This window comes from Ruegeria sp. CDSC052 (genome assembly GCF_059610685.1).
On the sequence record NZ_JBXWOB010000016.1, the window covers coordinates 37,608 to 61,239 of the forward strand.

At 56.2% G+C, this 23,632-nt stretch carries 22 protein-coding genes and 1 tRNA gene; 11 read left to right on the top strand and 12 right to left on the bottom strand.

Annotation, left to right across the window (positions count from 1 at the left end; genetic code table 11):
* Window positions 1-9 precede the first annotated feature (9 nt).
* The 9 genes from yihA to rpmH form a co-directional block, all read right to left on the bottom strand.
* A complete protein-coding gene (gene yihA, locus AC2FIM_RS18490; RefSeq protein ID WP_142639735.1) occupies window positions 10-663 on the bottom strand; it encodes a ribosome biogenesis GTP-binding protein YihA/YsxC in 654 nt (217 codons plus the stop codon).
* Window positions 660-1,397 carry an MOSC domain-containing protein gene (locus AC2FIM_RS18495; protein WP_271952003.1) on the bottom strand — a complete coding sequence of 246 codons (738 nt, stop codon included), beginning with the start codon at window positions 1,395-1,397 and terminating at the stop codon, window positions 660-662. Before AC2FIM_RS18495 ends, yihA begins: the two co-directional genes overlap by 4 nt.
* A complete protein-coding gene (yidC, locus tag AC2FIM_RS18500; protein ID WP_271952005.1) occupies window positions 1,394-3,223 on the bottom strand; it encodes a membrane protein insertase YidC in 1,830 nt (609 codons plus the stop codon). The genes AC2FIM_RS18495 and yidC overlap by 4 nt, the downstream gene beginning before the upstream one ends.
* A 123-nt stretch (window positions 3,224-3,346) precedes the next feature.
* On the bottom strand, window positions 3,347-4,891 hold the full coding sequence (locus tag AC2FIM_RS18505) for a putative bifunctional diguanylate cyclase/phosphodiesterase (RefSeq protein ID WP_496708317.1): 1,545 nt from the start codon (window positions 4,889-4,891) through the stop codon (window positions 3,347-3,349).
* Window positions 4,892-4,964: 73 nt separating this feature from the next.
* Entirely contained in the window at window positions 4,965-5,858 is an 894-nt protein-coding gene (gene ttcA / locus AC2FIM_RS18510) for a tRNA 2-thiocytidine(32) synthetase TtcA (RefSeq protein ID WP_271952009.1), read from the bottom strand.
* Between the two features lie 44 nt (window positions 5,859-5,902).
* Complete coding sequence (locus AC2FIM_RS18515) at window positions 5,903-7,510, bottom strand: acyl-CoA dehydrogenase family protein (RefSeq protein ID WP_271952012.1); 1,608 nt, start codon at window positions 7,508-7,510, stop codon at window positions 5,903-5,905.
* Window positions 7,511-7,576: 66 nt separating this feature from the next.
* Window positions 7,577-7,813, bottom strand: a complete 237-nt coding sequence (gene yidD, locus AC2FIM_RS18520; protein WP_271952014.1) for a membrane protein insertion efficiency factor YidD — start codon at window positions 7,811-7,813, stop codon at window positions 7,577-7,579.
* Window positions 7,810-8,235: a ribonuclease P protein component gene (rnpA, locus tag AC2FIM_RS18525; protein ID WP_271952015.1), complete on the bottom strand. Its 426-nt coding sequence runs from the start codon at window positions 8,233-8,235 to the stop codon at window positions 7,810-7,812. The genes yidD and rnpA overlap by 4 nt, the downstream gene beginning before the upstream one ends.
* Window positions 8,236-8,260: 25 nt before the next feature.
* Window positions 8,261-8,395, bottom strand: coding sequence for a 50S ribosomal protein L34 (rpmH, locus tag AC2FIM_RS18530; protein ID WP_005632162.1), 135 nt, complete (start codon window positions 8,393-8,395; stop codon window positions 8,261-8,263).
* Window positions 8,396-8,691: 296 nt separating this feature from the next.
* Here rpmH and AC2FIM_RS18535 point away from each other — a divergent pair, with 296 nt between their 5' ends.
* From AC2FIM_RS18535 to AC2FIM_RS18550, 4 genes are all read left to right on the top strand, one after another.
* Window positions 8,692-9,423, top strand: a complete 732-nt coding sequence (locus tag AC2FIM_RS18535) for a TVP38/TMEM64 family protein (protein WP_271952047.1) — start codon at window positions 8,692-8,694, stop codon at window positions 9,421-9,423.
* A gap of 2 nt (window positions 9,424-9,425) precedes the next feature.
* Window positions 9,426-10,844, top strand: a complete 1,419-nt coding sequence (locus AC2FIM_RS18540) for a dihydrolipoyl dehydrogenase family protein (RefSeq protein WP_496679014.1) — start codon at window positions 9,426-9,428, stop codon at window positions 10,842-10,844.
* A gap of 18 nt (window positions 10,845-10,862) precedes the next feature.
* Window positions 10,863-12,245 carry a sensor histidine kinase gene (locus AC2FIM_RS18545; protein WP_271952018.1) on the top strand — a complete coding sequence of 461 codons (1,383 nt, stop codon included), beginning with the start codon at window positions 10,863-10,865 and terminating at the stop codon, window positions 12,243-12,245.
* A 64-nt stretch (window positions 12,246-12,309) separates the two neighbouring features.
* A tRNA-Arg gene (locus AC2FIM_RS18550) sits at window positions 12,310-12,386 on the top strand.
* A gap of 767 nt (window positions 12,387-13,153) precedes the next feature.
* Here AC2FIM_RS18550 and AC2FIM_RS18555 read toward each other — a convergent pair.
* Entirely contained in the window at window positions 13,154-14,041 is an 888-nt protein-coding gene (locus AC2FIM_RS18555) for a LysR family transcriptional regulator (RefSeq protein WP_142639713.1), read from the bottom strand.
* 122 nt (window positions 14,042-14,163) lie between these two features.
* Here AC2FIM_RS18555 and cuyA point away from each other — a divergent pair, with 122 nt between their 5' ends.
* Complete coding sequence (gene cuyA, locus AC2FIM_RS18560) at window positions 14,164-15,177, top strand: D-cysteate sulfo-lyase (protein WP_271952020.1); 1,014 nt, start codon at window positions 14,164-14,166, stop codon at window positions 15,175-15,177.
* 3 nt (window positions 15,178-15,180) lie between these two features.
* Window positions 15,181-15,882: a cysteate racemase gene (gene cuyB / locus AC2FIM_RS18565; protein WP_271952022.1), complete on the top strand. Its 702-nt coding sequence runs from the start codon at window positions 15,181-15,183 to the stop codon at window positions 15,880-15,882.
* A gap of 62 nt (window positions 15,883-15,944) precedes the next feature.
* On the opposite strand, the gene AC2FIM_RS18570 is transcribed toward cuyB, so the two are convergent.
* Complete coding sequence (locus tag AC2FIM_RS18570; protein WP_246097333.1) at window positions 15,945-16,823, bottom strand: LysR family transcriptional regulator; 879 nt, start codon at window positions 16,821-16,823, stop codon at window positions 15,945-15,947.
* A gap of 274 nt (window positions 16,824-17,097) precedes the next feature.
* On the opposite strand from AC2FIM_RS18570, the gene AC2FIM_RS18575 reads away from it, so the two are divergent.
* The 5 genes from AC2FIM_RS18575 (at window position 17,098) to AC2FIM_RS18595 (ending at window position 21,983) form a co-directional block, all read left to right on the top strand.
* The gene (locus tag AC2FIM_RS18575; protein ID WP_271952024.1) at window positions 17,098-18,063 is read left to right on the top strand and encodes an ABC transporter substrate-binding protein; all 966 of its coding nucleotides are present in this window, start codon (window positions 17,098-17,100) and stop codon (window positions 18,061-18,063) included.
* A 67-nt stretch (window positions 18,064-18,130) separates the two neighbouring features.
* On the top strand, window positions 18,131-19,186 hold the full coding sequence (locus tag AC2FIM_RS18580) for a quaternary amine ABC transporter ATP-binding protein (RefSeq protein ID WP_271952026.1): 1,056 nt from the start codon (window positions 18,131-18,133) through the stop codon (window positions 19,184-19,186).
* On the top strand, window positions 19,183-20,724 hold the full coding sequence (locus AC2FIM_RS18585) for an ABC transporter permease (protein ID WP_271952028.1): 1,542 nt from the start codon (window positions 19,183-19,185) through the stop codon (window positions 20,722-20,724). Before AC2FIM_RS18580 ends, AC2FIM_RS18585 begins: the two co-directional genes overlap by 4 nt.
* The gene (locus AC2FIM_RS18590) at window positions 20,721-21,440 is read left to right on the top strand and encodes an alpha/beta fold hydrolase (protein WP_271952030.1); all 720 of its coding nucleotides are present in this window, start codon (window positions 20,721-20,723) and stop codon (window positions 21,438-21,440) included. The genes AC2FIM_RS18585 and AC2FIM_RS18590 overlap by 4 nt, the downstream gene beginning before the upstream one ends.
* 276 nt (window positions 21,441-21,716) lie before the next feature.
* Window positions 21,717-21,983 (top strand): hypothetical protein, encoded by a 267-nt coding sequence (locus tag AC2FIM_RS18595; protein WP_496708316.1) that lies wholly within the window; start codon window positions 21,717-21,719, stop codon window positions 21,981-21,983.
* A gap of 218 nt (window positions 21,984-22,201) precedes the next feature.
* On the opposite strand, the gene AC2FIM_RS18600 is transcribed toward AC2FIM_RS18595, so the two are convergent.
* Window positions 22,202-23,506 carry a tetratricopeptide repeat protein gene (locus AC2FIM_RS18600; protein WP_496708315.1) on the bottom strand — a complete coding sequence of 435 codons (1,305 nt, stop codon included), beginning with the start codon at window positions 23,504-23,506 and terminating at the stop codon, window positions 22,202-22,204.
* Window positions 23,507-23,632: the final 126 nt, after the last annotated feature.

Sequence of the window (23,632 nt, forward strand, 5' to 3'; positions counted from 1 at the left end):
AGGGCCAAGCTATTCCAGATGCGTGATGATCGAGCGCAACGTTGGGATACCATCCCCTTTTTCGGACGACGTCAGCACGATTTCGGGGAAAGCGGCGGGGTGTTTTGACAAGGCCGAGCGGACCTGGTTCAGAACCTTTTCGCGTTCATTGGCCTTGACCTTGTCTGCCTTGGTCAGCACGCATTGAAAGGTTACGGCACTAGTGTCCAGCAGCTTCATAATCTCGGCATCAACAGGCTTTACCCCATGGCGCGCGTCAACCAGGACAAAGGCCCGGCGCAGGGTCTGTCGGCCACTGAGATATTGTTTCAGCAACCGCTGCCACTTTTCCACCACCTTAACCGGCGCATTGGCATAGCCATAGCCGGGAAGGTCGACCAGATACAGCTCCGGCCCTTGGGTGAAAAAGTTGATTTCCTGCGTGCGGCCCGGCGTGTTCGATGCACGCGCCAGCCCCTTGGTGCCGGTCAGCGCGTTGATCAGGCTGGACTTGCCAACATTGGAGCGGCCCGCAAAGCAGACCTCAAGCCGGTCAGGGTCGGGCAGCCCACTCATGGCGACGACACCTTTGACAAACTCGGACGGGCCCGCAAACAGCTTGCGCCCGCGCTCCAACGAGAATTCATCGGGATCTTGGGCCAGAGGGAAGGGTAGGGTGCTCATAACGGTATCACCTTGTCACCGACCGAGATTAGCCCGCCGCGGACCACTTCGGTATAGATGCCGAAATCCTGATGGCCCCAGCTGTTCAGCGCGCCCAAAGTGTCGGCATCGCGGTCGCCGGTATCGGGGTTCGCAGTGGTCGCCAAACAGCGCACAATCCGCTCGCGGACGCGGAACACTGCCTCACCGATTTGCAACTCGCGGTCGAGCCAGTCGAATTCTTCCCACAGGGGCAGACCATCGAACCAGATGTTACCGCGCCAGCGTTTGATTGACAGGTCTTGCCCCAATTTTTGTTCAACCGCCCGGTGAGAGGCCATGTTGCACAGGCTGATTGACGGGAAATCGCTGTCTGTCATCCCACGCCCTGGTATCCGAACGATCCGGGCAGATGCCGCCCTGTCCGCGGGCATCAGCGGGCCCACCCAATCCAGAAACACGTCCTGTTCCCGATCTGGGTCAAAGGTTAGATCGGGGCGATTGGGATGGGTCAGGGTCAGCAGATCCGCGTTCAGCTTGGCGGAAATGGCCATCAGGTCTGGGGCTTTTGACCCACGGCTGAAATTGACGCAGGGTACCCATTTCGTGCCATCGGCCTTTGACGCTTCGTGCGCAACTGCCCAAACGCGATCCCCGGGCATTGTCTGCCCGGGGGTCACTGTCACGGTCTGCACGGCTTCGTGGCCGTGGCTTTTCATAGGATGCCGCCAAATATGGGTGACTTCAGCCGTCATTTGTCATCCGTCTTAGCGGCGCGCTTGAAACCGGATTTGATGTTGCCAAATACATCCGGTTTATAACCCTGGCTGCGCATGATCAGATACTGTTGGGTAAAGGTGATCGTGTTGTTCGCGATCCAGTACACCACAAGGCCGCTGGCAAACCCACCGAGCATGAACATGAAGACCCAGGGCATCCAGGCAAAGATCATTGCCTGTGTCGCGTCTGTTGGTGCCGGGTTCAGCTTTTGCTGCAGCCACATCGAAATCCCCAGCAACAGTGGCAGGATGCCGATGAAGATCAACGCCATAAGGGTGTCAGGTTGCGGCCCGGCCCAAGGCAGCCAGCCGAAGAAGTTCATGATTGACGTGGGATCCGGTGCGCTGAGGTCCTGAAACGGGCCAAACCACGGTGCTTGACGCAGTTCGATGGTGACAAAGATCACCTTATACAGCGAGAAGAAGATCGGGATCTGCATCAGGATCGGCAAACAGCCCGCGGCGGGGTTAACCTTTTCCTTCTTGTACAGTTCCATCATACCTTGCTGCATTTTCTGACGATCGTCACCAGCGGCCTCTTTCAGGGCCTCCATCTGCGGCTGCAGTTCCTTCATCTTCGCCATCGAGACATAGGACTTGAACGCCAGCGGGAACAAGATCGCCTTGATGATCAGGGTCAGGCCGATGATCGACCAGCCCATGTTGCCGATCTGGGCGTTAATGTTGTGCAGCAGCCAGAAGATCGGCTTGGTCAGGAAATAGAACCAGCCCCAGTCGATGCTGTCGATGAACTTTTGAACGCCTTCGGCCTGATATTCACGAATGGTTTCCCATTCCTTGGCACCGGCAAACAGCTGGGTTGTGACCTCTTCAGTAGCCCCAGGTGCGACAAGCAATGTCGGCAGTACAGTTTCCGTCTGATAGATCTTGCGACGGGCATCGTATTTGGCTGCTGCCTTGAAGGTCGTGCCCTCTGCCGGGATCAGGGTGGTCATCCAATAGTGATCAGTAAAGCCGACCCAGCCACCGTCTTTGACCTGAAAGACCTCGGCTTGCGCCCGTTCGTTCGGATCAATGTCAAAGTCGCGCACATCGCCGTAGTCGATTTCATCCAGAACACCGTCGGCCATGACCATCACGCCTTCATGCAGGATGAAGAAATTCTTCAGTCCGGGCAGGTCGCCATCTTCGCCGATACCATGGCGGGCGAGGATGCCATATGGCGCCATGCCGACCTCGGCTTGTGTGTTGTTCTCCACCGCTTGTGTGACTTCGAACATATAGTTCTCGTCCACCGAGATGGTACGGCGGAAGGTCAAGCCGTTGCCATTCTCCCACTTCAACGTAACTGGAGCGTTCACCCCAAGTGTTTCACCATTTTCGACGATCCAGATCGTGTTCGGCCCGGGTACGTCCGTGCCGGTGACACCAGCGCCAGGCGCCCATCCGTAGAGCGCATAATATGCAGACTCAGATCCAACCGGAGAGAACAGTTCGACAATCGGTGCGTCGTCCTGGATCGAGACTTTATAATCCTTCAGGTACAATTCATCGATGCGGCCACCGGACAACGACAGGCTGCCCTCAAGGCGGGGCGTGTCGATCTTGATCCGCGCGGCCTCGGACCCGGGCAGCGTTTCTTCTGCGCTCGCCGTGGCTTCGCCTACGGTGCCCGCACTGGAGGCGCTGGGGGTCTGAACCTCATCGCTTTCGATGGCGCTGATTTCAGCCTGATCAGTAATGGTGGTTTGCTCGGGCGGTGGAAACAGCACGAACCAAACCAGGATCACGACAAAGCTGAGCGCGGTTGCGAGGATGAGATTCTTGTTCTGATCGTCCATCTGGGACAGCCACCTTAAGCAGTGAAACACACCCGGTGGGTTCAACAGAGTGCAGCCCCAAAGGTCAAGCGGATTCGCCCGCCTTATGGTTCCAGATTGGGCTTTTGTGGTGAAAACCTGCGATCAGGAACCCGCTTGCCGTCCAATCTTGGGAATGCCTTTGACTTTGTTCTGGTGGGCCGAGATCCAATCCATGGTCTTTTCGAACGGCATGGGCTTGCCAATGCCAAAGCCTTGAACGTGGTCACAACCAAGCTGTGCCATCAACGCGTGCTCACCGGTGGTTTCAACACCCTCGGCGAGTGTTTCCACATTCAACCTTTCGGCCATAGTCAGAATTGCACTGACCAATTGTTGTTGCGATGCATCACTGTCCGCCTTGGCCACAAAAGTTCGGTCTATCTTGATCCGCGTCACATCAAACCGTTTGATCGAGGCGATCGAGGCATGTCCAGTGCCGAAATCATCCAGATCGATACAACAGCCAAGTGCTGCAAGGCTGGTCACGTTGCGGGTAATCACATCGTCCGGACGCCGCGAAAACACGGTTTCCAGAATTTCGACAGCCAGTCGGTCGGGCGTCAGGTCGTTTTGGTCCAGTTCCCATTTCAATCGGTCCAGCAGAGCGGGGTCTCGTAGCTCGTCCGAAGAAAAGTTGATTCCGATTCGTGGGACGTGAATCCCGTTCCGGTCCCAGTCGCACATCGCGGAGAATGCATGATGCCGCATCGTCTGGCCAAGCCTCTCCATCAGCTCGGCCTGTTCGGCAAAAGGCAGAAATATCTGTGGGTTCAAGATACCTTTTTCCGGGTGCTCCCAGCGGGCCAGGGCTTCAAACCCCGTAACCCGCCCTGTATCTGTGGAAACCTGAGGCTGAAACCAGGGGCGGATTTGTCCGTTGTCCAGCGCAGCCTCGAACTCTTTGCGAAGGTTGGCCCTGATATTGGATCTACGGCGGGTTTCGTTTGAAAAGGCGCGGATCGTTGAGGGCCCATTACGCTGAGCTTCGCATAGCGCAGCAGATGCGGCATCAATCCAATTTTCAAACCCGGATCCGCGAATTGCGGATTGCAGGCAAAAACCGATTGAACACGAGACATAGGCAGTGGTGCCGTTTAGGGTGATCGGCTCTTCAACGGCGGATTGGATGCGGCCCGACATTTGAATACAGGCTTCGAGATCGAGATGCTGTGACGGGCGCAGGCCGATGGCTATTTTGCACTCGTCTAATCGTGTTGCAATATCGCCGGTTCGAATGACCGAGAAGATGCGGTCACAATATTGGCTGCACAGATGGGTCGCGGCCGCATTTCCGTGCAGGTCAACAAATTCAGTGAACCCGTCTAAGGCTATAATCATACAAGCCGATCCCATGTTATCGTGATCGGTACGGTCAAAGAAATATTCAAGTTCGGCGGCAAACTTATCCGTTGGCGTGAGTCTTCCGTGTTGGTGCAGTGGAGAGTTGCGTGCAGTTTGCGTGCGTCTGATTGAGGCGAAGGCGACGATCAGCAACGGTAGGCTCAGTGCCACAACGACAAGCGCACGTTCGCCACCGATCCAGAAAGCCGCAAGCGAAATGGCGGGAGCAAAGGCCAGCACCGGCGGGCCACTCAGATACGTGGTGAGAGTATCGAGAAATTGATCAACGGAAACAGATTTCCTCATCGGTTCGTCTTCGCCTTTACCCTGAGCATCTTGCGCTCAGGTCAAACCGTAGAAAATCAGTCTGAGTCACTCGTTAACGCAGCTGTGGAATATCATCCGTTTTTTCAGTTTTTTCGCTCGAATTGATGGAAAGATTAACAAAATCAAACAATTTCGGGTCCAAAAGGTGCGAAGGGCGCGCATTGGTTAAGGCGCGGAACATCACTTGCCGCCGTCCGGGGCTGTTTTTTTCCCACTGATCGAGAATCTGTTTGACCTGCTGGCGTTGTAACCCGTCCTGGCTGCCGCACAGGTCACAAGGAATGATCGGGTAGTTCATCGCATTGGCGAATTTCTCGCAATCCGCCTCGGCGACATGGGCAAGGGGGCGAAAGACGAACAGGTCGCCTTCTTCGTTCACCAGCTTTGGCGGCATCGTTGCTAGACGGCCGCCGTGGAACAGGTTCATGAAAAACGTCTCAAGGATGTCGTCACGGTGATGACCCAGCACCACGGCCGTGCAGCCCTCTTCCCGCGCGATGCGGTACAGGTTGCCACGGCGCAGGCGCGAACATAGCGCGCAAAAGGTGCGGCCTTGGGGAACCTTGTCCATGACGACCGAGTAAGTGTCCTGATATTCGATGCGGTGCGGTACACCCATGCGTTCCAGAAACTCGGGTAGGACGGTAGCAGGAAAACCCGGCTGGCCCTGATCCAGATTGCAAGCCAGCAGATCGACCGGTAGTAGGCCGCGCCATTTCAGCTCGTACAGAACCGCTAGCAAGGTATAGCTGTCCTTGCCGCCTGACAGGCAGACCAACCAACGGGGTGGCTTGCCGTCTTTCTCATGCGCGGACGGGTCCACCATGCCATAGTGTTCGATGGCTTCGCGGGTGTGGCGCACGATGCGTTTGCGCAGCTTCTTGAACTCGGTGGTCGAAGGCGCGCCGGCAAACAGCGGATGGATATCGTCAGCTTCATCAAACATGCGCTGCCCCTACAGCAGATGGCGTATCCGGGCAAGTGTGCGGGTCAGCCCAACCGCGCAAGCAGGGCACCAGTGTCCAGCCCGGACACCGAACCGGGGATGCGGCCATTGTTACCTGTCAGCCGAGACGCCACAAATCCATCAGCGACCGGCCCGGGCGCTTGGCGTATCAGTTGAGAGGCAGTCAGCAGCAAAGCAGTGCGCTCCGCAAACCAGCGCGCCTCGGCTTCGGGTGGGATATTGGTCCAGCGGGCGCGGTGGTCCCTCAGCGCCGCATCATAGTGGCGGTTCACTCCGGTTGCCGCCTCAAGCTCGGCCTGCAGGACCTGGGCGGCCAAGGGGTCGCGCGCCAGGGTGCGCAGGATATCCAGACAGATCACATTGCCCGAACCTTCCCAGATGCCGTTCAAAGGGGCTTCACGGTAGAGCAGGGGCAGGGGGGTGTCCTCGACATAGCCAATGCCGCCCAACACCTCCATGGCTTCGACCACGACGACTGGACAGCGTTTGTTGTTGAGGAACTTGGCGAGTGCAACAGCGATGCGGGCAAAGGCTTTATCCTCGGGTGTATGACCGTCATAAGCCTGCGCCACACGCATTCCCAGTGTCAGCGCCCCCTCCCAGTCCAGCACGAGATCGGCCAGAACGATGCGCATCAGGGGTTGGTCAATCAACCGGCGCTGAAAGGCGCTGCGATGGCTGACCCAATGATGCGCTTCGCTGAGGGCCGCCCGCATCAAACCTGCCGGGGCCATCGCAGTGTCGAGCCGTGTGTGATGCACCATCTCCAGGATTGTGCGCACACCCGCGCCCTCATCTCCAAGCTGATAGGCCAGCGCACCATGGTATTCAATCTCGGCCGAGGCGTTGGACCGATTGCCCAGCTTGTTCTTCAGCCGCATCAGGTGGATTGCATTGCGTTCGCCGTCCAGCCAGCGGGGCACAAGGAAACAGGTCAGACCGCCGGGGGTCTGGGCAAGTGTCAGGAAACCGTCGGACATCGGGGCCGAGCAGAACCATTTATGCCCACGCAGCCGCCAGTGATCTCCGTCGCGTGTGGCCGTCGTTGTAGTGGCGCGAATGTCCGAGCCGCCCTGTTTCTCAGTCATCGCCATGCCCAGCGTGGCGCTTTTTTTGGAGGCGATAGGAGCGATAGAGGAATCGTGGTTCCATTCCGTCAATCTGGGAACCCAGATCGAGGCAATCTCTTCATTCGCCGCAAGTGCTGGAACGGCTGCGTAAGTCATGGTCAGCGGGCAGCAATGTCCGGGTTCGACCTGACTGGCAAGGTAGACCATGGCGGCGTGGGTCGCGTGACCATTCGGTAGGTCAGACCAGGCAACGGCTGCGTATCCGGATGATTGGCTGAGTTGCATCAGGTGATGGTATGAATGAGTGAAACGCACTTCATCCAGGCGGCGTCCACCTTGGTCAAACAGAACAAGTTCTGGGGAGTGGAAATTGGCCTCGCGCGCCATGTCTCTGACTGCAGCACGCCCAAGGTCTGCACCATAGTTGCGAAGAATAGAGCTTCGCGCGCCTGCCACATTTTGCAGTACTGGGTCAGAGGCCCAAAGGTCTAAATCTCCGCGCACAGGCGGCTGGTTCAGAACGTCATGTGTGGGTAGGGAATGGCGCGCGTCAGATGTCATCTGGCCCTCGAATTGAACAGCACAACTGTTCAGCGAAGGTGCGCTCCGGTCAAGTCCGACGACGGGTCAGGAGGGATCTTCATGGTCCGGAACCGGATCATACCCGTCACCACCCAAAGGGTGGCAGCGCCCAATCCGTCGTGCGGCCAGCCATGTGCCATTGATGGCACCGTGTTTTTCCAGTGCCTCCAACGCATAGGCCGAGCATGTAGGCTGATAGCGGCAGTTGAACCCGACCCAAGGGCTGAACAGCAACCGGTACGCCCGAATGGGTAAGGCAAGGATATGCGAGAGCAATGTCATTTCCGCGCAGCATGGACTTTACGCAGAGCATAGCGCAAATCATCCAGCAGCGCTGCATAGGGGCGTCCGGCTGTGACATCGGCGCGACCGATTAGCACGTAATCCCAGCCGTCCTGCCCCTTCTCAGGCAGTACCGCGCGCGCAGCTTCGCGCAGGCGTCGCTTGGCCCGGTTGCGAGCCACGGCATTGCCGACCTTTTTGGAACAGGTGAAACCGACGCGAATCCCGTCCGCCTCGCCCTCGGCGCGTTTGCGCGCCTGCACCATCATTGATGATGTGCCCTGCCGACGCGCGCGCGCGGCGTTCAGGAAATCGGATCGTTTCCTGAGGATGATCAATGTTTTGGATGCGCAAACGGACGCCGCCGGGGGCGTATCCCCAGGTTGGTTCTTACCATCCTCAGGGGCCTCCGGCGGCGTCATGTTCATAACCTGATCGGTGAGCGGTTTATGCGCTCAGCGACTTGCGGCCACGTGCGCGGCGCGAGTTCAGGATCTTGCGGCCGGCCTTGGTGGCCATGCGCGCGCGGAAACCGTGGCGGCGTTTGCGAACCAGGTTCGAAGGCTGATAGGTGCGTTTCATCGCTCCGTCTCCAATCTATTCGGTCGGGTGCAGCGCGGATTCGCCTGCCCGTGGTGTTCGAAGCCCGTCCTCTACTGCCAAGCGGGGGGTAAGTCAAACCCCTTGGTGGGGGTTTTGCAGCCTTTTGCAACAATTCTATAATCCCGCGCGGTAAAAGATTTCAAAAATACGGATTTTAGGCACAAAACCCTCACATTCACTGTCGAAAAGATCAAGGCAGCGTGAGGCCCCTGTTGCCCGGGCGCGTGACGTCGCATGTTGAGGCCAGAATGAGACGCACAAAACCGGACACCATTATGAGCGATACAACTCAGGCCCCGCGCAGCGGGCTTGCGCGACATATTCCTTTGCTGGTGATTCTTGCCGTAGCCGCTGTGGGTTACTTTACACTGGGTGAATACCTGACTTTTGAAACCCTGCGCGACAACCGAGAGGCCCTTTTGGGTTGGCGTGATGCCAATTACTGGGCAATGGCAGGTGCGTTCATAGCGATTTACATTGCCATCGTTGCGTTCTCGCTGCCCGGCGCTGCGGTGGCATCGATGACCGGAGGGTTCCTGTTTGGCCTTTTCGCAGGCACGGTCTTCAACATTTTTGCAGCAACCATCGGCGCCTCGGTGATCTTTCTGGCGGCGCGCTGGGGGTTGGGGGCGTCCTTGACGGCGCGTCTTGAGGCCTCGGAAGGCACGATCAAAAAGCTGAAGGACGGCCTGCGCGAGAATGAGATCTCGGTCCTGTTCCTGCTGCGCCTTGTCCCGGTGGTTCCGTTCTTTGTGGCCAATCTGGTGCCGGCGCTGGTGGGGGTGAAGTTCCGCAACTTTCTGTTCACCACGGCGCTGGGCATCATTCCCGGTGGCATCGTTTATACTTGGATCGGCGTCGGGCTGGGCGGTGTATTCGACCGAGGTGAAACGCCGGATGTCTCACTGCTGTGGGAGCCTTTTGTCATCGGCCCCATCATCGGCTTGTGTGTGCTGGCGGCTCTGCCCATTCTGATCAAAACGCTGCGCGGCCAAAAGGACAGCTGATCATGCAAGAACTGAAATCCGATATCCTGGTGATCGGGGCCGGGTCAGGTGGGCTGTCGGTCGCCGCGGGGGCGAGCCAGATGGGTGCGGATGTGATCCTGCTGGAAGGTCACAAGATGGGCGGGGATTGTCTGAATTTCGGCTGCGTCCCGTCCAAGGCCCTGATTGCCAGCGGCAAGGCCGCCTATGGGCAGGCGCATGCCTCGGCGCTGGGTGTGGCGGATGTGGTGCCACAGGTGGATTACGCCGCCGCCAAAGATCACGTGCATGATGTGATTGCGCAGATCGAGCCGATGGACAGCCAAGAGCGGTTCGAAAGCTTTGGTGTCAAGGTGATCCGGGAATATGGCAGCTTTGTCTCTCCGACACAGGTTCAGGCGGGGGATCATCTGATCACCGCGAGGCGGGTTGTGATTGCAACAGGCTCTTCACCACTGATTCCGTCGATCCCCGGTTTGGACAAGGTGCCGTATTATACCAACGAGACTATCTTTGATCTGCGCGACAAGCCCGATCATCTGCTGATCATCGGCGGTGGCCCCATCGGGATGGAGATGGCGCAGGCGCATATTCGGCTCGGTTGCAAGGTCACAGTCATCGAAGGGCAAAAGGCGCTGGGCAAGGATGACCCCGAGGCGGCAGAGGTCGTGCTGGACAGTTTGCGCGCCGAGGGCGTTGCGATCCATGAACAGGCGATGGTGGCACAGATTCGCGGCTCCGATGGCGCGGTTGAAGTGGTGACCGAGAACTGCGAGATCTTCTCGGGCACGCATCTGCTGCTCGCTGCGGGGCGAAAGGCCAATACCGACCGCCTCAACCTTGCCGCTGCCGGGATCGAGCCCATCCGAACCGGCATCAAGGTCGACGACACCCTGCGCACCACGAACCGCAGGGTCTATGCGATCGGAGATGTCGCAGGTGGGCTGCAATTCACTCATGTGGCGGGCTATCACGCGGGGATTATCATTCGTTCGGCGCTGTTTGGGCTGCCCTCCAAGGCGAAAACCGCACATATCCCCTGGGCGACCTACACCGACCCCGAGCTGGCGCAGGTTGGCCTGACCGAGGTGCAGGCGCGCGCCGAGCATGGCGATAAGATGGAAATTGCGCGGTTTGACTATCACCACAACGACCGCGCCATTTCCGAGCGTAAAACGAATGGTTTCATCAAGGTCATGGTCGTCAAAGGCCGACCTGTGGGTGCCACAATTGTTGGCCATCAGGCGGGTGAGCTGATCAGCTTGTGGTCGCTGGCGCTGGCCAATAATCTGAAGATGGGGCAGGTTGCCGCCATGGTTTCGCCCTATCCGACGATTGGAGAGCTTAACAAACGGGTGGCGGGCGCCTATTTCTCACCAAGGCTGTTTGAGAATCAAACGGTTAAACGTGTGGTCAGCTTCGTCCAGCGCTGGATGCCCTGACCTGGAAGGGAGAGCAATGTGAACTCGCTGTCAGGCCGATTTCTGATCCTGACGACGGTCTTCGTGATGTTGGCCGAGGTTCTGATTTTTGTCCCTTCGATTGCGCGATTCCGCGAAGATTTCCTGCTGAACCGGCTGGAGCGCGCTCAGATCGCCTCGCTCGCTTTGTTGGCCGATGATATGCTGGCCGAGGAACTTGAGGCTGAACTGCTGGCCAATGCGGGCGTCTATAACGTGGTTCTACGGCGAGACGAGATGCGCCAGTTGATGCTGTCCTCTCCTATTCCAGGGCAGATCAGCAAGACCTATGACCTGCGTGACGCGCGACCATGGGTTTTGATCCGGGATGCTGTCGTGCGGTTGTTCACGCCGGAAAATGAAGTCATCCGTGTAATTGGCGAGCCTGTGAAAGGCGCAGGTCTGCTGATTGAGGTGACGACTGACAGCATGCCTTTGCGTATGGCGATGACGGATTATGGGTTACGCATTCTGGGCCTGTCATTTGTGATTTCGATCATCACGGCTTTTTTCCTGTTTCTTGCGGTTCGGGTGGTTCTGGTAAAGCCCATCAAAAGCGTTGTCGGATATATGCAGCGCTATGCCAGCGCCCCCGAAGATGCCCGTGGAATCATCTCACCGGATTCCAAAGTGACCGAGCTGCGCGAGGCCGAAGAGGCGCTGAAACAGTTGCAAACCGAACTGACCCAGGCCCTGAAACAGCGCGAGCGTCTGGCGCAGCTGGGCGGGGCTGTGGCCAAGGTGAGCCACGATCTGCGCAACATCCTGACCTCGGCCCAGCTGTTTACCGACCGGATCGAATCCAGCGAAGACCCGTTGGTGCGTCGCATGGCCCCTAAGCTGGTGAACTCGATCACCCGAGCGGTAACCCTGTGCGAAAGCACATTGGCATTTGGCCGCGCTGAAGAACCTGCACCGTCGCTTACACTGGTTCCGCTCCGCACTGTGGCCGAGGATGTGGTTGCGAGCGAGAAACTTGCCGTTGCCGATGCCTGTGTCGAGATCATCAATGATGTGCCGGAAGAGTTGGTCGTAAGAGCTGATCCTGAACAGATTTTCCGTGTCATGATGAACCTCGTTCGAAATGCCCGTCAGGCGCTGGTTGCATCAGGAAAGCCCGGTCGGATCACCTTGTCCGGGCAAGAGCAGGACGCCAACTGGTGTATTCAGATCAGCGACACAGGGCCGGGCCTGCCGGCCAAAGCGCGTGAAAATCTGTTCACACCCTTTCAGGGTGGCGTCCGCAAAGGCGGGTCGGGTCTGGGCTTGGCGATCTCACAGGAACTGTTGCGGGGCCATGGGGGTGACCTTGTTCTGACCGAGACAGGGTCAACAGGTACCACCTTTGAAATTCGCCTCCCGCGGGGCGATGGGGCTTTTTGAATTATTTTTACAGAATCGACTTGCACGTCCCGAATGCCGGGTCTACATAGCGCCTCACCAACGCGGACCGATAGCTCAGCTGGATAGAGTACTTGACTACGAATCAAGGGGTCGGGGGTTCGAATCCTCCTCGGTCCGCCACTGGTTTCCTGTTGAACGTCACACGAACCTGACCCAACCGTCATAGTTGGATCAGAAAAGCAGTGAACGTTCGACATCAGAAGGCGCCCCCAACGTTGGACATCGGTTGAATTTGACCTTTGCGTCATCAAATAGCACGCCGCCCCCATTTCATACTCCCGCAGACAGTTTGGTTTGATCTGATCGCCCCTCTTGGAAAATCAGAGCTGATTTGTAGGTCTGACAGCGAAGCTGCCTGTTCCTGCTAATCTGCCACGTGGCGAACGCGGGAGGGTGCGAGGCAATGCTATTCGACGGAGGTGGCGCGGCCCGCAGGCACGGTCGAGGACACGGTTTTGTCTAATAGGGTTGCCCGAGCGGGAAGGCAGCGTCTTTCCCCTGATGGCCAGGGGCGTTTGGCTAGTCCAAATCCGGCTGGCCCCAAAACAAGTGCGACGGTGTGGGCTGCGCCGTAACTCTTTGCGCCAGAACACGTTGATTTTCGAAAAAATGGGCGGAATGCGGAAGTTCGCCGCGTATTCGAATTTCAAAAACCACAACGGTCAAAGTGGCCACTCGCTTGTATCGTTTCTTTGGCAGCTGGGCATGTTCGAGAGACGACTGCTGCCAAGATCAGGTGCTTAGGATGTAGCAGTTTTTGCGATAACGAAGCGTTTTGCGTGTGGGCTTCGTTTTTTTTTCGGTCTGGCGAAGGGTGTGTAAGGGAAAATCAAGCCCTTCTGTTTAGGGGCGGCTTGCCATTTGGGATAGAGAGTGCAGCGGGAAAACTAGAAACTTAAAATGTCTTCAAGTTGTTTCCATATTTGCTCCGCATGATCTGGCTGCGCTTTTGCCAAGCGGACCATCCTGATTGCCAGAATTTGAGTGGGCAGCACATCTTCGATGCACATAAGCCTGCCGTCAGAAAGGTGGGTCGCGACCAGCGAGTGGGGCAGCCAGGCAATTCCGATTTCATTCAGGGCGTATTCTAGAATGGCCAATGTAAGCGCGGTTTCGGCCTTGGGTATTGCGGTTTTACCTTCAGGCAAACGCGGGGCGATCATCCGGGAATAGACCTGCCCGAGAAAAACCTCGGGCGGGTAGCTGATTGTTGGAATTGCGGCTTCCGTCACTTGCGGACGCACAGCAGGCGCGCAGACGGGAATTAACGTATCCATCCCCAGCGTTTTGGTTTCAAATACGTTGACGGGTTCTTGCATCTTGTCATCAGGCACCGCGTACATGATGGCAAAATCGACCTCCTTCGAAATCAGATGCAGTAGGCACTCGTCTTGATTTCCTGACCGCACGCGAACCGAGGTTTCGCCATCTTCAGTCAAAACACGCACAATTTCGGGGGAAACCGTCGTTGTGAGGGCGTGTTGGCAAACGAAAGACAGCGACTTGCCGGCCTGATCACTCGCGGTTTTTAGGCTGTGCCGAAGCCCATGCAGCCGGGTGCTGAGTTCACGTAATTCAAATTCCAGTTCCCGCACGCCTGGCATCAAAGAGACTGGCTTGCGGCGGCGATCAAACAGCGTTGCGCCGATGTTGTCTTCGATAAGCCGCACCCGCCGAGTAAACGCAGATTGCGTCAGCAATCGCTTTTCAGCGGCGCGGGCGAGAGAGCCGCTATCAAGCACGGCCAATATATCATCGATCCACTCAAGACGCATGGCGGATCGATAGTGCAGTTCGTGACAACATGCAATTCCTGCAATTTATGTACCGAAGTTCGAATTAGGAATGCGCCTCAGCGCGTAGTAAGTTGACAAAAGCAAATATTAGGAACCATGACATGCACCTTGCCCGTTTTCCCCGTCTGCATCTTGCCCATCTTCCAACACCGCTTGAACCCATGACGCGATTGTCAAAAGAGCTGGGGGTCGAAATATGGATCAAACGCGATGATTGCACCGGTATGTCGACCGGCGGCAACAAGACCCGCAAGCTTGAATTTCTAATGGCTGAGGCCGAGGCGCAGGGTGCCGACATGGTGATGACCCAAGGGGCCACGCAAACCAACCACGGTCGGCAGACGGCTGCATTTGCCGCCAAGCTGGGGCTTGCCTGTCACATCCTTTTGGAGGATCGCACCGGTTACCAAAATGGAAACTACAATACGAACGGTAACGTCCTTCTAGACCATTTGCATGGCGCAACTACCGAGAAGTTTCCTGGCGGCCACGACATGCCGGGTGAGATGGAAAAAGCAGCCGAAAAGAAGCGCGCGGAAGGGCACAATGTCTATGTCATTCCTGGCGGCGGATCGAACCCGACCGGCGCACTTGGCTATGTTAACGCGGCCTTCGAACTGTTGGCACAAGCAAATAACAGTGGTTTGCAAATTGACAGATTGGTGCATGCAACCGGTTCTTCAGGAACGCAGGCCGGATTGGTGACGGGCATGTGTGCCATGAATGCGCAGGTGCCCGTTCTGGGCATCGGCACAAGGGCGCCTCAGCCCAAGCAAGAACAGATGGTTTTTGACCTCGCCTGCAAAACCGCTGAAAAACTGGGCTGCGCAGGTATGGTCAAGCGCGAAGACGTGAAGGCCAATACTGACTATGTCGGCGAGGGTTATGGCCTGCCCACGAAAAGCGGCATAGAGGCGATCCAGATGTTTGCAGAGCTCGAAGGCATCCTCCTCGATCCGTGCTATTCTGCCAAGGGTGCGGCCGGTCTGATTGATCTTGCCCGCAAGGGTGAGTTCAATGGCGAACGGATTGTGTTCCTGCACACCGGGGGTGCCGCAGCCCTTGGGGGGTATGATTTTGCCTTTGATCATCAAAACCGCTGGGTGACTGTCTGAGCCATGACACTGCGCCCGGTTGGAATTCTTGGCGGTATGGGCCCCGAAGCGACGATCCTCCTCCAGCGCAAGCTGGTGGCGGCCGTACCCGCAACTGATGACCAGGATCACATACCTTTGTTGATCGACATGAACCCGCAGGTGCCGTCGCGGGTTAGTCATCTGCTCGAGGGCGTCGGCGAGGATCCGGGGCCGACGCTTGCCGCTATGGCGCGTCGGCTTGAAGATGCTGGAGCCTTGGCGCTGGCGATGCCGTGCAACACCGCCCATCACTATGCCAAGGCGATTACGGACTCCGTGGAAATACCCTTGCTGAGCGTGGTCGAACTGACGGCTGATCATGCGGCTGGGACGCTCGGATCAGGGGGATGTGTCGGGATGCTTGCCTCGCCCGCCGTACGACATACGCAGCTATTCGAGACAGCGTTGCACAGGCGCGGGCTGTCGGTGGTTTGGTCCGCATGTGATGAAAAGATGCTTGCAGCGATCCGGAAAATTAAGACGGACGGTCCGTGCAATGAAGGGCGCGAAACACTAAGAGTTGCCTCGAAAGAACTTGTTGCCGCAGGGGCCGACCTGCAGCTTGTGGCTTGCTCAGAATTCTCGCTCATCGCTGATAGTGTTGCGGCCGAGGTCAATGCCATTGATACGATTGACCTGCTTGTCCAGGCGATTGTCGAATTTTCCCACGCAGGGCAAGTTTAGGCGATTGAATTAAGTGCGCCACAGCGTTCGGAGGCAATCTGTAAGTCAACAGATACCTTTGTTCATAATTGGTCCCAAAGCTGTTGCGCTGTCTGATCAAAGGTCGCCGGATTGGCAAATGCGGAAATCGTCAAGGTGGCACACCACGCGTCATCGCCGATTGGCACCAGCAATCCCGCGTCCAGCTCTGGCGAAATCGCAGTTTCGGGCATCCAGGCAAAGCCGCTTCCGGTAATCAGGCGTCTCTTGATTGTCTCAACCAGACTATCAACATAAATCGTCTCGGCGTTCAGGGGTTTGCGGTCTATGGTATTTTCTACAACCATGCCTAAAAACGAAGAACGATCATATGCCAGATAGGGGATGGGTGGGCCATCCTGCTCTGCGAGACTCCAACCCATGGCACGCGCTGAATCAGCTGTAGCCACTGGTACCAGACGATCCTTTAACAGGTCTTTTCGCTCAAATGCGGTTTCATCAATCATCGGTGAAACCGAGTGGTGATTGTAACACAAGAGAATGTCCACTGCGCCCTCGACCAACAGGTCACAGCAGGTGCTTAGGGAATCGGACAGTACACGAGTGCGCAGATCGGGAATTTGCATCTGCAACTCTTCGATGCGACTTGCCAAAAAATTAACCGCGATCGTGTGGAGGACCGAAAACCGGATGAAACGGCTATCCCCACGATCGGCATCCCGCAGCGATTGACGGGATTCTGACAGTTGTGAGATCGCCGCTAAAGCGACCGGCAAGAATTGTTGACCTGCTTCTGTCAATTGAACAGGATAGGTGGCGCGATTGACCAGAGGCAGCCCGACCCAGCTCTCCAACGCTTTGATTCTACGACTGAATGCGGATTGTGTGATGTTGCGTTCATCGGAGGCTCGGGTGAAGTTCAGTGTCCGGGCGAGGCATTCAAAGTCGCGCAGCCAGTTCAAATCCAATGTGTGTACCTGCATTTCCAAGGAAGCATTGGTCGAGCATACTCAAAACTATGCATTGCGGGAATAGTTTGATGAAATGTTCGAATTGGCCCTCAGAAAACCTCATGCTCTAGACTTTAAGCTAGGGCCTGGCGGTTTGTCCCCCTTTTCCCCTTCCGTCCGAAGTCGCAGCCCGAGACGACTTTGTACGACACCGCCGAGCGATGGGAATGAGATTGACTAAAAAAACGACGCCAAAATACGGCGCAATTCAACAGAGGAGACTATCATGAGAAACAAGCTAAAGGCATTTGGTATGGCAGCGGCGGTAGGTATCTATGCGATGCCCGCATTCGCGGCGGAAGAGGTTAAAATCGGTGTGCCGTCTTGGACCGGGGCGCAGGCAATCGCTCATCTTCTGGGTGCCGTTGTTGAAACGCGCATCGGCGGGACGGTTGAATATGTGCCCGGTAACAATGCAACCATCTTTCAAGCCATGGATCAGGGCAAAGGTGACATCGACGTGCATCCAGATGTGTGGCTGCCCAATCAGGAGAGCTTTACCAAGAAGTATGTCGACGAGGCCGGTACGGTAACATTGTCCTCGAACCCCTACGAAGGCAATCAGGGTTTTTGCGTCAGCAAGGACTTTGGTGAGGCCAACAATATCACCGACATAGCTGATCTGGGCCGCCCTGATGTCGCCGCCCTGATGGACAGCGATGGCAACGGCAAGGGTGAGATGTGGATTGGCGCCCCCGGCTGGGCTTCGGCCAATGTGAACGAGGTGAAAACGCGCGACTACGGTCTGCTTGATTTCATCGAGCCCGTGCGTGCAGAAGAAAGCGTGAAGACCGCGCGTATCAAAGACAGCATCGCCAAAGGCGAGGGCTATGCCTTCTATTGCTACAAGCCACACGCGGTCTGGTACATGTTCGACGTTCAAATGCTGAGCGAGCCGACGTTCGACCCGGCAAAATACGTGATGGTGCAGCCATCGGACGATCCGGATTGGTATAGCAAATCCAGTGTTGCCACCAAAGACGCCCTGAAGAACGTCCAGATCGCATGGTCCAATACGTTGCCAGACCGCTCACCTGCGATTGCTGATTTCTTCGCGAATTTCGCATTGACTGCGGATGATGTCAGCGGTTTCGCCTTTGAGATCAGCGGCAAAGGTCGCGATCCGGCAGAGGTTGCCCGCGAATGGGTCGAAGCGAACCCGGATCGCGTCGACGCTTGGCTGGGCCTCTGATCCCACTTCCAGAAACAGGGTGGCGGCATCTGTTGGCGCCACCCAAAAGCAGATCTCTGGAGGACCTATGAGCGACGACACCGTTATCGAAATTTCGAATGTCTGGAAAATTTTCGGAGGCAGACCCGAGGTGGCGCTGCAGGCGATCCGCGACCGTGGGTTGGACAAGTCCCAAGTGCTGGCCGAATACAACTGTGTTGTCGGCGTCGCTGATGTCAGCCTGTCGGTAAACCGGGGTGAGATTTTTTGCATCATGGGTCTGTCAGGCAGCGGTAAATCCACCCTGGTTCGCCATTTCAACCGACTGCTGGAGCCGACAGCTGGTAAGATCGAAATCGAAGGCACTGATGTCATGGCCTTGGGGCCAAAAGAGCTTCAGCAGTTTCGCAACAACAAAATCGGTATGGTGTTTCAGAACTTTGCGCTGATGCCGCATCGGTCGGTGTTGGATAACGTGGCAATGCCACTGGAAATCCGACAGGTCAGCAAGAATGAACGCATGCGTCAGGCTGCTGCTATTCTCGATATTGTCGAACTGGGTGCCTGGGGGTCAAAGTTCGCACACGAGCTGTCCGGTGGCATGCAACAACGTGTGGGCCTGGCCCGCGCCTTGGCCGCCAACCCCGACGTGCTTTTGATGGATGAACCGTTTTCGGCCCTTGATCCGCTGATCCGGCGACAATTACAGGATGAATTCATCCGGCTGAGCAAGATTCTCAAGAAGACTACGATCTTCATTACCCATGACCTTGATGAAGCCGTCCGCATCGGCAATCGGATCGCCATCATGCGGGACGGCAAGGTGGTGCAGATCGGGACAGCCGAAGACATTGTCATGAACCCCGCTGATGACTATGTGGCTGATTTCGTTGCAGGTATTTCACGCCTCAAAGTGGTGCGCGCCCATGCGGTCATGCGGCCAATTCCAGAACATATTGCGGCCCATGGGCCGCTATCGGCGGATGCCCCGCGCGTGAATGAAGACGAAAATCTGAGCACGCTGATCAATCTGGCGATCGACAACAGTAGCGCAATCCTTGTGGAGGACGGCGGCGTGGATGTTGGCGTCATAACCCGTGCCGATCTGTTGCGCACCGTGATCGAAGGGACCGAAGTGTCATGAGCATTTCTGATGTGAACCCGCTGGAAGATACCGAAAGCGAAGCGGCCCTTGCCTATGCCGAAGAGCGGCGTGAAAGCATTCGCACATTTGTGCGCACCAGCCCTGACTACTACATCCGTAATTTCGACAAGATTGGTGCATCGTCCCGCTTTACACCAACTTTCAATCTGATGGCCGGATTGTTTGGTCCGGTCTGGTTCGGTGCGCGAGGTCTGTGGTCATGGGCGTTACCATTTCTGATCCTCGAAACTATAGCCTTTGTGCAGATTGCGCGAGGGTTGTTCGGCGATCTGGCAGCCGAGGCAATGGAGCGTATTGCATCGATTGAAGGGACGCTTGAACTGCGCCGTCAGCAATTGGCGGCGGCTATCGAAAACAATTCGGACAAGATCGATGTCTATCAGCGAACGGTGGACTCGCTTGAAGAAAACATAGGGGGTATCCGTGCCGAGGCCGAGGCGATGGCAGCTGAAGGTCCTTACATCATTCTAACCGGCCTGATCATACTGATCATCATCAAATTCATACAGTCGCAGGTGGCGAACTGGGCGCTTGAGGCGCGTTTCTCGGAGTGGCTATCGGATCGTTCGATCCGTTCGGCCATGCCGGTGTCGCAGATCGTGTTCAGCGCAATCTTCATGGCGTTAATCGTCGCCGCGGCAATGTTGCATTACAGCTTCCCAGGGCGCTTTTCACTGCTTAGCCATTTTCCGACAGACCCAAACATCCGCCTGACCAGTATCACTTGGGTAGAAGATTTCATCGCCTGGTGCGTACGCAACAGCGAGACCTTCTTTGATGGGCTGACATTCGGCATCCGCACTCTGTTGGATGCGCTAGAGGTCATACTGGTTCAGACGCCATGGATCGTGATTGCGAGCTTGATTATTCTGCTGACCTGGCTGACAGCGGGCATCAGCACGGCGATCTATTCGGGCGCATTTCTGGCCTATATGGGCCTGCTGGGTTTCTGGGAAGGTGCCATGACGACGCTGGCCTTGTTGGGGACAGCGGCGTGTCTGTCGATTGTTATAGGAATTCCGCTCGGCATGTTTGCTGCCCGTCGCCCACGGTTCTATGCGTTTATCCAGCCGATCATGGATTTCATGCAAACCATGCCAGCCTTCGTGTTCATGGTGCCTGTGATTGCGTTCTTCGGCGTTGGAAAGCCAGCGGCGGTTGTGGTCACGATGATTTTTGGCGGCACACCGGTGGTACGATTGACCGTTCTTGGTCTGCGTGGTGTACCAGAAAGCGTGCGCGAAGCAGCTATTAGTTTCGGTGCCAATAAGTGGTACTTGCTCACTAAGGTAGATCTTCCATTAGCAAGCCCATCGATCCGCGCGGGGATCAACCAGACGATTATGTTGTCGCTGGCGATGGTCGTCGTGGCCTCGCTGATTGGCGCTAAGGGGCTGGGTGAGGACGTGCTGGAAGCATTGCAATATGCCAATGTGGGCCAAGGCATCCTCGCCGGGTTTGCGATCCTTTTCTGCGCCATGATCCTTGATCGCATTGTACAGGGTGGGCGCAAATGACACCTGTCGTATTCGTCCATGGATTTTTGGGCGGCAGTCGACAATGGTTAGGGCAAGTCGAAGCCCTGGCCGGTTTCAACGTCGTTGCCTTGGACTTACCGGGATTTGGTGAGAATGCGCATCTCGAGGCCCCTACCAGTATTGCTGGATTTGCCGAGTGGGCGCTGTGCGAATTAACCGGGCGGGGAATTGAGCGATTTATCCTGATCGGCCATTCAATGGGCGGGATGATCGTCCAAGAAATGGTTACCCGCGCACCCGAACGTATCGACCGGTTGGTGCTTTACGGCACCGGAACGATTGGCATTTTACCCGGCCGGTTTGAGACGATCGACACTTCAAAGCGCCGGGCCAATACAGAAGGACCAAGAGCCACGGCCAGACGTATTGCGGCAACCTGGTTTCTTGATCGGGGAAAAGCTGCGGCCTATGAGGACTGTGCTATGATTGCAGAACAATGCAGCCTGCAAACCATGCTAATTGGGCTCGACGCAATGGAAAGTTGGAGCGGCGCCAAACATTTGGCGGATATCATGACCCGTACGTTGGTGATTTGGGGTGACCGGGATCGGACCTATCCATGGAGCCAAACCGAACAATTGTGGCAATCAATTCCCGACGCCAACCTCGCCGTGATACCTGGATGTGCTCACGCGACGCATTTAGAGAAGCCGGGGCTCTTTAATTCGATACTGCGAGATTTTTGTACCGCCTGACAGCTTGTCTGCAGCCAAAATGTTAGAACGACCGCTGTCGTGACCAATTCCGGTCTTTCCCGGATAGTGTAGATATTGCTGCGAATGGGTATGCACTGGCAGCAAACGCCGGTTTGCAACGCTGTATTTCAGTAATCCGCTCGGTTGTAGAATGTCTCTTATGGGCCGTTCTGCCACGATGCTAGTTCTGCGAAACTGGAAGATGCCGCGCCGCATCTGAGGTCGGTTCTGAGCCCAAAGTCACGAATGCTGAGCTTTGCGCATCGGACAGCTCCCATGTCTACGACCCCGGAACTCACCGCCTATATTGCGGCAGGCGGGCAGTTGAGCGGCATCTGCGGAAATATAGATGGCAACAGCGCACCAGTGACCGTTGATTGCGAAGCTTGCCGCATCAGCAACACGTCCGTTCTGATTCAAGACAGTTGTCCACGCTTCGTACAGACCACAGCAACGCAAACTTTCGAATTTATCGCCAAGCGCGTTGCCGAGCGCAATGATCTCGATCCCGCGCGTTTGACCCGCGACCTGCCTCACGCCTGATTTCATTACCTTCTATTGAAATCAAAGATGCCCGTATCCCGCTGGATGCGGCGCGATTGTGCTTGGAGGCCACTAGATGACTATTACCGATACACCTGCGCTGTCCGAGGGCGGCGCAAACAAACTCTACTTCGCGGCATGGCGCTGGCATTTTTACGCTGGTCTTTATGTCATTCCAATCTAAGCAAATTGATTGTGACACATCCTACTGCGTAGAATCAGGGCCTGACGGTTCCTGACCAACCCGCAGCCTTCATTGCACTGATCAGCTCTTGAACTGGCTGTGGGTCTACAAACACTCGAGCCTTCAGTGCTTCGAGAGGGAAGCTTGGCCAAGTGTCCGAAAATACTTTTGCAAGCCGCTGTGCCTCTGCTTGTTCTCCGTTCCTCCAGTGGGCTGCCATAAGGTAAGCTGCGGAAATTGGTCCGAACGGCCCACCACGCGATATTGTTTCATCAAACGTCCTGATTGCGGCAGCATAGTCTCCCGTATGGAACTGAGCCGCACCCAATGCATTGTCAAATACAAGTCCCCCTCCTTGTGGGGCCAGGACTCTATATCGCGCTGATTGAGACAAAACTCGTTCAAAATCAGATGTATAAAGGGAAATCAAGGCATCGAATTCAGCAACATGTGAATCATCGGGTGCCAAACCTACGGCCCGTTGGGATAATCGAACTGCGCTATCGTAATTGCCCACCCCAAATTCAAACCAGGCTCGCGCTGAAAGCGGCCATGCTGCATCCGGAGCCAATTCCAAAGCATAAGCACTATTCTTGTCGGCCGCGTGCAAAAACTCATCAGAACCTGGATCGCCAGATTTCATGATGGCGAACATGGTTTCGACCTGAGAAGCGCCAGCATACCCCCCGTAATAAAACGGATCTCGTTCAATTGCTGTTTGGAATATCAACAACGCAGGTTGAAGGCGTGCCAAATCTGTAACCGGAAAAATCAGATCCCGGCCAGCGTTGCTTAGGTTCATTGCTTCGACGCGGGCTGGCGACACGTCGTAGATCGCAGTTTTGCCAGTTATTGGAGCAACAGATTTCGAACCGCGGCCGATCAGAACACCGACTAGAATACCGGCTACTAGAAGTGAAAGCGAGATAACGACTGCGTAAGCCTGTCGCCTTCCGCGTAATGGTTGTCTGCTTCGATTGGAGCCCGGCAAAAACTCGGGTGCGTAACTTCCGACAGGCAATGAGATTACCAATTCGTCAGCGATCCCATTACTTTCATAATAAGCTTGGAGTTTTCGCCGAACACGTCCCGCATCCACGCGTACGACGCCTTCGCGTTTCAATAGCTCATCCGCGTCGTATCCATAAACATCCATCGCAATGGTTTTGGCGCGTATCTCGTTGGAACGACCCTCGAGCGATTCCATCACAACATAAGACAGAAAAGATCGCATGCGGGCGGACCCTTTGAATTCATCTGACTTCTGAACCCTATCCAACGCATCGCGCACCTGCTCGGCCGAGAACTGTTGAGTGTCATTCTGTTCCTGATCGTCCATGCTGACGGTCAAAGAACTATCCTTTCGCAATAAGGGTTTGTCGCCATGGTGCTACGGTAGCATGCGGCTTTATACGTTCAATACATATTCTGTTGGATGCATGCTTGGCAAACGAATGCCTGAAGG

What these genes read in the sequence shown, in the direction of transcription:
- yihA (WP_142639735.1), bottom strand. Translation starts at nt 663, where the DNA reads ATGAGCACCCTACCCTTCCCTCTGGCCCAAGATCCCGATGAATTCTCG.
- AC2FIM_RS18495 (WP_271952003.1), bottom strand. Translation starts at nt 1,397, where the DNA reads ATGACGGCTGAAGTCACCCATATTTGGCGGCATCCTATGAAAAGCCAC.
- yidC (WP_271952005.1), bottom strand. Translation starts at nt 3,223, where the DNA reads ATGGACGATCAGAACAAGAATCTCATCCTCGCAACCGCGCTCAGCTTT.
- AC2FIM_RS18505 (WP_496708317.1), bottom strand. Translation starts at nt 4,891, where the DNA reads ATGAGGAAATCTGTTTCCGTTGATCAATTTCTCGATACTCTCACCACG.
- ttcA (WP_271952009.1), bottom strand. Translation starts at nt 5,858, where the DNA reads ATGTTTGATGAAGCTGACGATATCCATCCGCTGTTTGCCGGCGCGCCT.
- AC2FIM_RS18515 (WP_271952012.1), bottom strand. Translation starts at nt 7,510, where the DNA reads ATGACATCTGACGCGCGCCATTCCCTACCCACACATGACGTTCTGAAC.
- yidD (WP_271952014.1), bottom strand. Translation starts at nt 7,813, where the DNA reads ATGACATTGCTCTCGCATATCCTTGCCTTACCCATTCGGGCGTACCGG.
- rnpA (WP_271952015.1), bottom strand. Translation starts at nt 8,235, where the DNA reads ATGACGCCGCCGGAGGCCCCTGAGGATGGTAAGAACCAACCTGGGGAT.
- rpmH (WP_005632162.1), bottom strand. Translation starts at nt 8,395, where the DNA reads ATGAAACGCACCTATCAGCCTTCGAACCTGGTTCGCAAACGCCGCCAC.
- AC2FIM_RS18535 (WP_271952047.1), top strand. Translation starts at nt 8,692, where the DNA reads ATGAGCGATACAACTCAGGCCCCGCGCAGCGGGCTTGCGCGACATATT.
- AC2FIM_RS18540 (WP_496679014.1), top strand. Translation starts at nt 9,426, where the DNA reads ATGCAAGAACTGAAATCCGATATCCTGGTGATCGGGGCCGGGTCAGGT.
- AC2FIM_RS18555 (WP_142639713.1), bottom strand. Translation starts at nt 14,041, where the DNA reads ATGCGTCTTGAGTGGATCGATGATATATTGGCCGTGCTTGATAGCGGC.
- cuyA (WP_271952020.1), top strand. Translation starts at nt 14,164, where the DNA reads ATGCACCTTGCCCGTTTTCCCCGTCTGCATCTTGCCCATCTTCCAACA.
- cuyB (WP_271952022.1), top strand. Translation starts at nt 15,181, where the DNA reads ATGACACTGCGCCCGGTTGGAATTCTTGGCGGTATGGGCCCCGAAGCG.
- AC2FIM_RS18575 (WP_271952024.1), top strand. Translation starts at nt 17,098, where the DNA reads ATGAGAAACAAGCTAAAGGCATTTGGTATGGCAGCGGCGGTAGGTATC.
- AC2FIM_RS18580 (WP_271952026.1), top strand. Translation starts at nt 18,131, where the DNA reads ATGAGCGACGACACCGTTATCGAAATTTCGAATGTCTGGAAAATTTTC.
- AC2FIM_RS18585 (WP_271952028.1), top strand. Translation starts at nt 19,183, where the DNA reads ATGAGCATTTCTGATGTGAACCCGCTGGAAGATACCGAAAGCGAAGCG.
- AC2FIM_RS18590 (WP_271952030.1), top strand. Translation starts at nt 20,721, where the DNA reads ATGACACCTGTCGTATTCGTCCATGGATTTTTGGGCGGCAGTCGACAA.
- AC2FIM_RS18595 (WP_496708316.1), top strand. Translation starts at nt 21,717, where the DNA reads ATGTCTACGACCCCGGAACTCACCGCCTATATTGCGGCAGGCGGGCAG.
- AC2FIM_RS18600 (WP_496708315.1), bottom strand. Translation starts at nt 23,506, where the DNA reads ATGGACGATCAGGAACAGAATGACACTCAACAGTTCTCGGCCGAGCAG.